Annotated in this window: 8 protein-coding genes; 4 read left to right on the forward strand and 4 right to left on the reverse strand. The window is 68.3% G+C overall.

Annotated elements, in window-relative coordinates:
* The first annotated feature begins 108 nt into the window (after nucleotides 1-108).
* The 4 genes from F8M74_RS15115 to F8M74_RS15130 are packed head-to-tail and all read left to right on the forward strand — an operon-like array spanning nucleotide 109 to nucleotide 3831.
* Nucleotides 109-792 (forward strand): HAD family hydrolase, encoded by a 684-nt coding sequence (locus tag F8M74_RS15115; protein WP_141255306.1) that lies wholly within the window; start codon nucleotides 109-111, stop codon nucleotides 790-792.
* Nucleotides 783-1592 (forward strand): STM4013/SEN3800 family hydrolase, encoded by an 810-nt coding sequence (locus tag F8M74_RS15120; RefSeq protein ID WP_141255305.1) that lies wholly within the window; start codon nucleotides 783-785, stop codon nucleotides 1590-1592. The genes F8M74_RS15115 and F8M74_RS15120 overlap by 10 nt, the downstream gene beginning before the upstream one ends.
* Nucleotides 1589-2905, forward strand: coding sequence for an STM4012 family radical SAM protein (locus F8M74_RS15125; protein ID WP_141255304.1), 1317 nt, complete (start codon nucleotides 1589-1591; stop codon nucleotides 2903-2905). The genes F8M74_RS15120 and F8M74_RS15125 overlap by 4 nt, the downstream gene beginning before the upstream one ends.
* Nucleotides 2902-3831, forward strand: coding sequence for an STM4011 family radical SAM protein (locus F8M74_RS15130; protein ID WP_141255327.1), 930 nt, complete (start codon nucleotides 2902-2904; stop codon nucleotides 3829-3831). Before F8M74_RS15125 ends, F8M74_RS15130 begins: the two co-directional genes overlap by 4 nt.
* Here the strand turns inward: F8M74_RS15130 and F8M74_RS15135 are convergent.
* The 4 genes from F8M74_RS15135 to F8M74_RS15150 all read right to left on the reverse strand — a co-directional run.
* Nucleotides 3819-4952 carry an STM4014 family protein gene (locus tag F8M74_RS15135; protein WP_141255303.1) on the reverse strand — a complete coding sequence of 378 codons (1134 nt, stop codon included), beginning with the start codon at nucleotides 4950-4952 and terminating at the stop codon, nucleotides 3819-3821. The two genes, F8M74_RS15130 and F8M74_RS15135, sit on opposite strands and share 13 nt — an antisense overlap.
* A gap of 9 nt (nucleotides 4953-4961) precedes the next feature.
* Nucleotides 4962-6311, reverse strand: coding sequence for a WGR domain-containing protein (locus tag F8M74_RS15140; protein ID WP_141255302.1), 1350 nt, complete (start codon nucleotides 6309-6311; stop codon nucleotides 4962-4964).
* 30 nt (nucleotides 6312-6341) lie between these two features.
* Entirely contained in the window at nucleotides 6342-7697 is a 1356-nt protein-coding gene (locus tag F8M74_RS15145) for a WGR domain-containing protein (protein WP_141255301.1), read from the reverse strand.
* A 50-nt stretch (nucleotides 7698-7747) separates the two neighbouring features.
* The coding region (locus tag F8M74_RS15150) for a hypothetical protein (RefSeq protein WP_141341913.1) at nucleotides 7748-9101 on the reverse strand (1354 nt) is incomplete at its 5' end.

Here is a 9101-nt window from a genome sequence, read left to right on the forward strand (position 1 = left end):
GGGGCAGGGGCCCGGCGAATCCGTCAGGACGCGCTCGCCCTGCTGCGTTGTCACTGTTCGACGCAGCCGGGGCGGCGTATCCTCGCGGTCTCGGGAAGGAGTGCCCGGATGCGGCCCCGGGCCGTCTTCTTCGACTTGGATGACACGCTGATTGACCGCGCGGGCGCCTTCGCGCGCTACGTGGACACGCTCGTCTCCCGTTACCTGTCGTTGCTCCCCGAGGCTCGGCGTGCCGAAGCCGTGGTCTGGATGCACGAGGTGGATGGGCGTGGCGGCGCGTCCCGGAGTGAGTTCTGCCAGCAGGTGACGAAGGCGTTCCCATGCCTGGGCCTCACGCCAGACGCGCTCTGGGAGGACATGGCGTCGCGCCTGCCTCTGCTCGTCCAGGAGGACGCGGGCGTCTGTGATTGGGTGGCCTCCGTGGCCCGCTGCCGGCCGGTGGCGGTGGTGTCCAATGGCTCGGCGCGGGTGCAGCGCACGAAGATGGCCCGCGCGGGGCTCGCGGAGGTGCTGCCGGATGTCTTCCTCTCCGGCGAGGTGGGCGCTTCGAAGCCGGATGCCCGCATCTTCGAGGCCGCGCTGGCCCACGTCGGACGTTCGCCGGAAGAGGTGCTGCACGTGGGCGACGACCCGGAGCGGGATGTCGTGGGCGCCGCGCGGCTGGGACTGGCCACTTGCTGGGTGTCTCACGGCCGCCCGTGGCCCTCCGCGCTGCCTCCGCCCATGTTCACGGTGGAGTGCATTCCATCGTGCATTGACGACATCGCCGGAGTGCTCACTCGATGGACATGAACGCGGTGGTCGGCACACACGACCTGCTCTTCATCACCCTGGACACCCTGCGCTACGACGTCGCCGAGGCGCTCGCGGCCCAGGGGCGCACGCCGAACCTCTCCGCGCTGCTGCCCGGAGGCCAGTGGGAGCAGCGGCACTCTCCCGCGAGCTTCACGTACGCGGCGCACCACGCCTTCTTCGCGGGCTTCCTGCCCACGCCCGCGATGCCGGGGCTGCATCCCCGGTTGTTCTCGATGCGCTTCGAGGGCAGCGAGACGACGGCCTCGGACACCTGCGTGCTGGACGCGCCGGACCTCGTCACCGGGCTGGCGGGCCGCGGGTACCACACCGTCTGCATTGGCGGCGTGGGCTTCTTCAACAAGCGCAATCCGCTGGGCAACGTGCTCCCCGGACTCTTCAAGGAGAGCCACTGGAGCCCCGAACTGGGCGTGACGGACCCTCGGTCCACCGAGCACCAGGTGACGCTGGCCGTCCAGCGGCTGGATGCGCTGCCGCGTGAGCAGCGCGTCTTCCTCTTCATCAACGTGTCGGCGCTCCACCAGCCGAACCGGCACTATGTGCCCGGCGCCATCCAGGACTCGCGCGAGTCGCATGCCGCGGCATTGGCGTACGTGGACTCGCAGCTCCCTCCGTTGTTCGCCGCCTTGCGGCGCCGGGGCCCCGCCTTCTGCATCGTCTGCTCGGACCACGGCACCACCTACGGCGAGGACGGCTTCACCGGCCATCGCCTGGCCCACCCCGTGGTGTGGACGGTGCCCTACGCTGAATTCCTGCTACCTCGAGAAACCGCACCATGACGCGTCTGGAGCAGATGCTCGAAGGGTCGCCCTACGTGGCGTACCTCTACGGCTACCCGCACAAGACGGCCTACCGGCCCTTCACGCCCGCGCTCCCGCTGGAGTCCGTCTGGGCGGAGGAGCGGCGGGACGCGCTGTTCCTCTACATCCACGTGCCCTTCTGCGAGATGCGCTGCGGCTTCTGCAACCTCTTCACCGCCGCTGGGCCGAAGCAGGACGTGGTGGACGGGTACCTGGGCGCGCTGGTGCGCGAGACGAAGCGGGTGAAGGAGGCGCTGGGGACGGCGAGCTTCGCCCGGGCCGCCATTGGCGGCGGCACGCCGACGCTGCTGGACGTGGCGGGGTTGAACACCGTGTTCGACATGGCCGAGGGCGTCATGGGCGCGGACATGAAGAACATCCCCGTGTCCGTGGAGGTGTCGCCAGAGACGGTGGACGCGCAGAAGCTCCAGGTGCTGCGCTCGCGCGGCACGGACCGGGTGAGCATGGGCATCCAGAGCTTCATCGAGGCGGAAGTGGCCGCGGTGAAGCGGCCCCAGAAGACGGCGCAGGTGGAGGCCGCGCTGGACCTCATCCGCACCACGGGCTTCCCCACGCTGAACCTGGACCTCATCTACGGCATGGAGGGGCAGACGGAGGAGAGCTTCCTCTACTCGCTGCGCACGGCGCTCCGCTACTCGCCGGAGGAGATTTATCTCTACCCGCTCTACGTCCGGCCGCTGACCTTCCTGGGCAAGAAGGCGCGGGCGTGGGACGACCTGCGCCTCTCGCTGTATCGCGTGGGCCGCGACTTCCTCCTGTCGGAGGGCTACACGCAGGTCTCCATGCGGATGTTCCGTGCGCGCCATGCGCCGGACGCGGGCGGTCCGGTGTATCGCTGCCAGGAGGACGGCATGGTGGGGTTGGGCTGCGGGGCGCGCTCGTACACGGGCCGGGTGCATTACTCGTCTGATTACGCGGTGGGCTCTCGCGAGGTGCGCTCCATCATCTCGTCGTACAGCGAGCGGACCGAGGCGTCGTTCGGCGAGGTGGGCTACGGCTTCCGCCTGGACTCGGAGGAGCGGCGGCGCCGCTACATGCTGTTGTCGCTGTTGGCCGACGGCGTGGACCTCGCCGTGTACCGGCAGCGCTTCTGCACCGACGCGCTGGAGGATTTTCCGGAGCTGCAGGAGTTGGAGGCGCACGGACTGGCGCGGAAGAACGGTGGCGTGGTGCAGCTCACCGCGGCGGGCGTGGAGCGCTCCGACATGATTGGCCCCTGGCTGCACTCCGAGCAGGTGCAGGCGATGATGAAGGAGTACGCTTGGCGATGAAGCTCACCGTGCTCTATCGAGGCCCGCTGTCCAGCTGCAACTACGGCTGCGAGTACTGCCCTTTCGGCAAGTGGAAGCACACCGACGAGGAGCTGGCCAAGGACCGCGCGGACCTGGAGCGCTTCGTCGCGTGGGTGGAGGCGCGTACGCAGGACACGGTGTCGGTGTTCTTCACTCCGTGGGGCGAGGCGCTCATCTGGCCCTGGTATCAAGAGGCGCTGGCCCGCCTGTCGCATCTGCCGCATGTGGAGCGACTGGCCATCCAGACGAACCTGTCCTGCAAGCTGGATTGGGTGGCCCAGGCGCGCGCGGACAAACTGGGCATCTGGGCCACGTACCACCCGGAGTGGACCAAGCGGCACCGCTTCGTGGCCCAGTGCGCGAAGCTGACCGAGCTGGGCGTGCGGCACAGCGTGGGCGTGGTGGGGTTCCTCCGCTTCACCGAAGAGGCGGAGGCCCTGCGTGCCGAGCTTCCCGCGGACACCTACCTGTGGATCAACGCGGTGAAGGACGGGCAGGAGGAGCCTTACACGACGGAAGACGTGGCGCGCTTCACGCGGTTGGACCCGCTCTTCCCGGTGAACAACACGCGCCATCCGAGCCTGGGCCGCGCGTGCCGAGGCGGGGAGTCCGTCATCTCCGTGGATGGAGAGGGCACGGCGCGGCGGTGCCACTTCATCGACGAGGCGATTGGCAACATCTACGCGCCGGACTTCGACTCCGCGCTGAGACCCCGGCCCTGCTCGAAGCAGACCTGTGGGTGTCATATCGGGTACGTGCACCTGGAGTACCTGGAGCTGGACCGCGTCTTCGGCTCTGGCATCCTGGAGCGTGTGCCGGCGACGCCTCTGTGGAAGGGCGCGCTGGGTAAAGGAGTATCTGGAGCGGTTCCCGGCAGCGTGAGGTACGACCGTCACGGAAGCTGACGCAGGGCTTCGCGAATCTCCCACTCGTAGACGGTGAGCCCGTCACGGCGGAGGTTGGGGAGCAAGTCTCCGAAGGCATTGGCCTCCAGCACCCGGTGCCCGGTGAAGTGCTCCTCGTACATGAGGTCGATGCCCACGTGCAGGCAGTCATGGGCCCGCGCCACGGTGCGGCAGCTCTGCATGGCATCCGCGAGCTCGTTCCGTGGCACCGCCGCGTGGAAGTCGTCCAGGTCCCCCCGCCAGCCGCCCAGGTGCAGGTTGGTGATGGGCCGCATGCTCTGCCGCACCACCGTGAAGGCCGGTTCGCCTCGGACCATCAGCACCCGGCAGTCGAAGTAGTCGCCGCCCAGCCGGGCCTTGGGAATCGAGCGCTCTACCTGTGAGCCTTCGCCCAGCAGATACGTGAGGATTTCATCCACCTGCTCGGGGTTCTCGACGCGGCGGACCTTCAGCGAGTTGTACCAGCCCGTCTTCGCCACTTCGATGGTGGTGGTCAGCGTGTCCGCCGAGCGCCCCCGCCGGTAGATGGCGAGGCACGACGCGGAGGAGCCACACGATACCTTCACGAACACCTCGCGGCAGTCCTCCTCCCGCATCCGTTCGCGGAGTGATTCCACGTTCGTGACACCGTCCAGCGGCTCGGGAACCGACACGCCCAGGGCGGCGTAGCGGCGGGAGGTGATGCGCTTGTCGAAGAGGTCCGCGATGGCGGAGGGCTTCTGGAGGATGCGCCAGCGGGGATGCGCCGCGAAGATGGACTCCAGCTCCGCCAGGACTCGCAGGAAGCCCAGGTGGTGCTGCCGGGGGCTGAGAATCCGGCCGTGGTCCACGGGCAGGCGGTCCACCTGCTCTGGCGTCAGGACGGAGCAGCCCTGGCCCAGGGCGTCCGCGTAGCCCCGCTTGAGCAGGGCCTTCTCCACGTCCCAGTTCTCGCCCGTGGAGTCGATGCGGACGAGCGCCTCCGAGTCCGGCAGGTCCGCCAGGAGCCCCGTCGACGCCAGCAGCTCGCGCCAGGGCACGACGTGCGCGGAGGGAAGCCCCTGCCTGGCGAGGGCGTCCTGGAACAGCGTGACGCGCCGGTTCTCCGGATTGCCGATGAGGATGAACGGAGGCGCGCCCATGAAGCCGGACTACTCGCTTACCGCGACGTAGCGGCCGCCTTCGTCATCGTCGTAGATGTCGCGTTGGTTCCCCGCCGCCACGTCCGGGCACAACGAGGCCAGCAGCTTCACGCCTTTACGCGTGAGCTGGTTCTGCGACACGTCCAGCTTCTTGAGGTGCTTGAACGCCGCCGCGTTCGCCACCAGGACCGCCGCGTCGGAGTCCATCAGCGTGCCCTTCGACAAGTCCAGCGACTCCAACTGCTTCAGCACCTTGGCCTTCGGCAGCACGGTCGCGAGCTCGTCGGAGAAAGCCGCGTTGCACAGTCCCAGATGCTTCAGGTTCGGCAGCTCCGTGGCATCGAGGATGGACTGGATGTCGCTCGGGCGGCACCGTCCGCCGTACTCCTCGCTGCCGAACCAGACTTCCAACTGCTCCAGCTTCGGCCACTTCGCACTGGCGATGGACTGCACCGCGGGCCGAGGAAGGCCGCCCGACTCCATCGTGAAGCGACGCAGCTCCGGCAGCTCCACCGGCCCCAGGCGCACCTCTCCGCCACGCAGCCTCAAGGTGGTGAGGTGGGGCAGGGCCTTGAGCAGGGGCGCGAGGTTCCCCAGCTTGACCCAGGAGATCTCCGACTCGTCCGGGAAGACGAAGTCACCAATGAACAGCCGCTGAAGCGTCTTCGGCGCCAGCTTGGTGACGACCTTGATGAGGTCGCCGTACTCGTTGTCACCGTCGTTGTCCGGCAGGCCGAGCGTCAGCTCCTGGAGGAACCGCGCGGAGGGGCTGCGGAGCAGCATTGTCAGTGTTTCGACGACGTCGAAGTCGGCGTCCGAGTCGAACCTCGGCGCCGCGACGCGCGCGCCACGGATGAAGCCCAGGTGCCACTCCAGCGTCAGGGCCTTCTCGCCGAGCATCGACGTGAGGCCCACGCCCAGCAGTGCTCCCTGGTGCTTCTTGTACAGGGCCGCGACCTTCCGCTTGAGGTTGGTGGCCTCCGCGCCCTGTGCCTGGCGCTGCGCGTGCTGGAGCGCAATCAGCTCACCGCGCGGGTCGCCCTGGCCCTGGAGCCAATCAGCGTAGACGAGGTAGCCGTCGTCAGAATCCGGAGCTTGGAGGATGGCGGCCTCCAGCTCCGGGTTCGTCTTGGCCGCGGGCGCCGTGTCCTTCGGCTTGATGCGCGTGTACCCCTTCTTCGTCTTCTCCAGGACCTGCTTCTGGTACGCCTGCAGCGCTTCATACGCCTGCTTGAACTTCTGGGTCTTCTCCTGGCCCTCCGCGCCGATGCGGCCCCAGCGGGTGGTGACGACGGTGTCCTTCCGTTCGATTTCCCAGAACTTGCTCGAAGTGCCTTCCGTGTACTCGAAGCGCGGCATGGTGTGACCCCCCTGGAGTGCGCTGCGACGCTACTCACCCACCGCGGAGTAGCGGTACTCCTCTTCGTAGTCGCGCTGGTTGCCCACGTTGGCGTGGGGAATCGCCTTGGGCAGCAGCGACTGGCCTTCGTCCGTCAGCGTGTTCTCCGTGACGTCGAGCTGCTTGAGGTGGGCGAAGGCCGCCGCCTTGTCCGCCAAGGCGCGCGCGCCCTCGTCGGACAGGGTGCCCATGGAGATGTCCAGCGTCTCCAACTGCGGGAGCACCTTCGCGGTGGGCAGCGCCTGGGCGAGCGCGTCCGTGAACTCGGAGTTGCGCAGGCCCAGCTGCTTGAGGTTCGGCAGGCCCTTGCCGTCGAGGATGGGCTGGATGTCCTCCACGCCGCCCTCCGCGCCGTAGTTGTCGCTGCCGAACCACACCTCCAGGCGCTCCAGCTTCGGCCACTTCGCGTTGGCGATGGACTTGACGGCCGAAAGCGGCAGGCCGCCCGTCTCCACCGTGAACTCGCGCAGCTCGGGTAGGTCGATGGCGCCCAGCTCCAGCTCACCGCCGCGCAGCCGCAGCTTGCGCAGGTCGGGCAGCACCTTGAGCAGGGCGGAGATGTCGGTCAGGTGCGTCCAGGAAATCTCGGTGTCGTCCGGGTACTCGAAGTCACCGATGAAGAGCTCCTGAATCGTCTTCGAGCCCCCGGCCTCGACGAGCGCCTGGACGGTCTCACCGTACTCGTTTTCACCGTCGAAGCTCGCCATGCCGATGGTGAGGCCGCGGATGAAGCGCGCGGAGGGGTGCTTGAGCAGCGCCCCGGCCGTCTCCGGGACGTTGAAGTCAGAGTCGTATTCCTTCTGGCCCACGCGCGCGGAGCGGATGAAGCCCAGGTGCCACTCCAGGGACAGCTCCTCCGACTTCACCCCGGCCGCCAACTCGCCGAGCAGTAGCGTCTGGTACTTCTTGATGTGCGCCGTGGCCTTGCGCTTCAGGTCGCTGGCCTCCGTGCCGCTGGCCTGGGAGGCCGCGTGCTGGATGGCGATGAGCTCGCCGCGCGGGTCGCCCTGGCCCTGGAGCCAGTCGCTGTAGACGAGGTACGCGTCCACGTTGTCCGGGTCCTTGAGGATGGCGGCCTCGAGTTCCGGATTGGATGCAGGCTCTTCACCCCCACCGCCTTCGGAATCGTCATCGTCGCTCTTGTCGGCCAGGACGTAGCCCTTCTTCTCCTTCTCGCGGACGAGCTTGTCGTGCTCCTTCTGGGCCTCAGCGGGAGAGCCGAAGGTCTGGGTCTTCTCCTGGCCGTCGGTGCCGATGCGGCCCCACCGCGCGGTGAAGCTGCTGCCGGAGAGGTTGATTTCCCAGAACTTGCTGGAGCTGCCTTCCTTGAACTCGTACCGCGGCATGGCCCGTCCTTCGTCCGTTGCGCCGGGTGGGGCGCGTTGTGAGACGGACGCTAGAGAAGCCCTTGCGCAAGCTCAAGCGTTACGCCGACCCATGCCTCCCAATGCGCGCTGCTGAGGGCTGCGCCCATCGGCGCTTCCGACTTTCGAGAATCCAGGTCTTCTCGCTTGTCTCGGATGTTTCGCACGCGAGGAGAGGGGCCGCTGAGGTCGAGCACGTGCCGCTCGACGCGGGAGGCGCCGGGATGAAACAGCTTCTCGACTTGACTGCTTGCGTCGAGGAGCACCAGGTCCACCCGGGCGCGCTTCGCACGCTCTTCCGCATCCGTCAGGACCTCGTCGAGCGTGGAGGCGGTGAGGACCTCCGCCGTGCCACGGGCGCGCCACTCGCGCAGCAGCAGCTCGCAGAGGCCGCGTTCAGCCTCCAGGGGGGCAGCGCCGTCATGGGCGTGCAGGAAGACGGCGCGGAAGTGGAGCTCCTCGCTGCCCAGCCAGAGGGAGAGCCGCCGCACGAGGCAGAGCAGCAGGCCCATTGACACCACGACGCGCTGCCAGCGGACCCCCGCGTCCTTCACGCGCGCATCCACGAGGTCCGGCGGCAGGACGAAGGTGATGACGCGCCGGCGGCGAACGGAGATGCTCTCGTCGCGCGTGTAGTAGAGGAGTTCGCCCTCCACATAGCGCACGTCGAAGAGGTCGAGGTTGGGCTCGTCCTCCATGTAGACCAGCTCGGAGGTGACGAGGTTCTCCAGGCTGCCTACGTTGGACACGGAGGAGAATCCACCTTGTGGGAAGGCGGCCTCGTCCTCCAACGCCATGGGGAGCGGTGCGGTGCTCACAGGGCGGGCGCGGAGCTTGGGCGGCAGGGTTCGCGACAGGGCCTCCGCCGCCTCCACTGCTTGCTCCAAAGCCATCCGCTGCGCCTTGCCCTGGAGGTGTTCCAGGTTCTCCAGCGTGAATGACTCCGCGTCGCCGAGCAGGGCATGGGCGCGCCGGGCCGCGCTCGCCAGGGCTTCGTAGCCTTCCGTGAGCCGTTCCAACGCGGTGCTGGTTCCTGATTCGCGCAGGGCCGTGTAGCCCGTCTGGAGCAACTCCGTGGGCGGACGCTCCAGGACGCGCCGGGTCAGGGCGGGGCTCACCGGGCTTCCCGCCGTGAAACCCATGCGGGTCAGGATGCGCGCGACGAGGAAGGCGACACCTCGCGGCCGGAGCGTCTCGGGCAACCGTGCGAGGGCGGCGGAGACCGCCTCCAGGTGGGGCTCCGCGGCCAGGCGCGCCAGCACGTGGTCGTCATACGCGCGCACCGCTGCGCGCAGCCGAGGCTGGGTATCGGGAACGGGCGCGGAGGGCGCGAGCGGAACCCCCGCGACGAGCCGGCCGAGGTCCGCGATCAGGGCGGGTGGGGGC

The sequence above is a fragment of the Myxococcus sp. CA023 genome (assembly GCF_010998615.1).
In the GTDB taxonomy this organism is placed as follows: Bacteria; Myxococcota; Myxococcia; order Myxococcales; family Myxococcaceae; genus Myxococcus.

Bases quoted from the DNA above. Each gene is read 5' to 3' on its own strand.
- F8M74_RS15115 (WP_141255306.1), top strand. From the start codon at position 109: ATGCGGCCCCGGGCCGTCTTCTTCGACTTGGATGACACGCTGATTGAC.
- F8M74_RS15120 (WP_141255305.1), top strand. From the start codon at position 783: ATGGACATGAACGCGGTGGTCGGCACACACGACCTGCTCTTCATCACC.
- F8M74_RS15125 (WP_141255304.1), top strand. From the start codon at position 1,589: ATGACGCGTCTGGAGCAGATGCTCGAAGGGTCGCCCTACGTGGCGTAC.
- F8M74_RS15130 (WP_141255327.1), top strand. From the start codon at position 2,902: ATGAAGCTCACCGTGCTCTATCGAGGCCCGCTGTCCAGCTGCAACTAC.
- F8M74_RS15135 (WP_141255303.1), bottom strand. From the start codon at position 4,952: ATGGGCGCGCCTCCGTTCATCCTCATCGGCAATCCGGAGAACCGGCGC.
- F8M74_RS15140 (WP_141255302.1), bottom strand. From the start codon at position 6,311: ATGCCGCGCTTCGAGTACACGGAAGGCACTTCGAGCAAGTTCTGGGAA.
- F8M74_RS15145 (WP_141255301.1), bottom strand. From the start codon at position 7,697: ATGCCGCGGTACGAGTTCAAGGAAGGCAGCTCCAGCAAGTTCTGGGAA.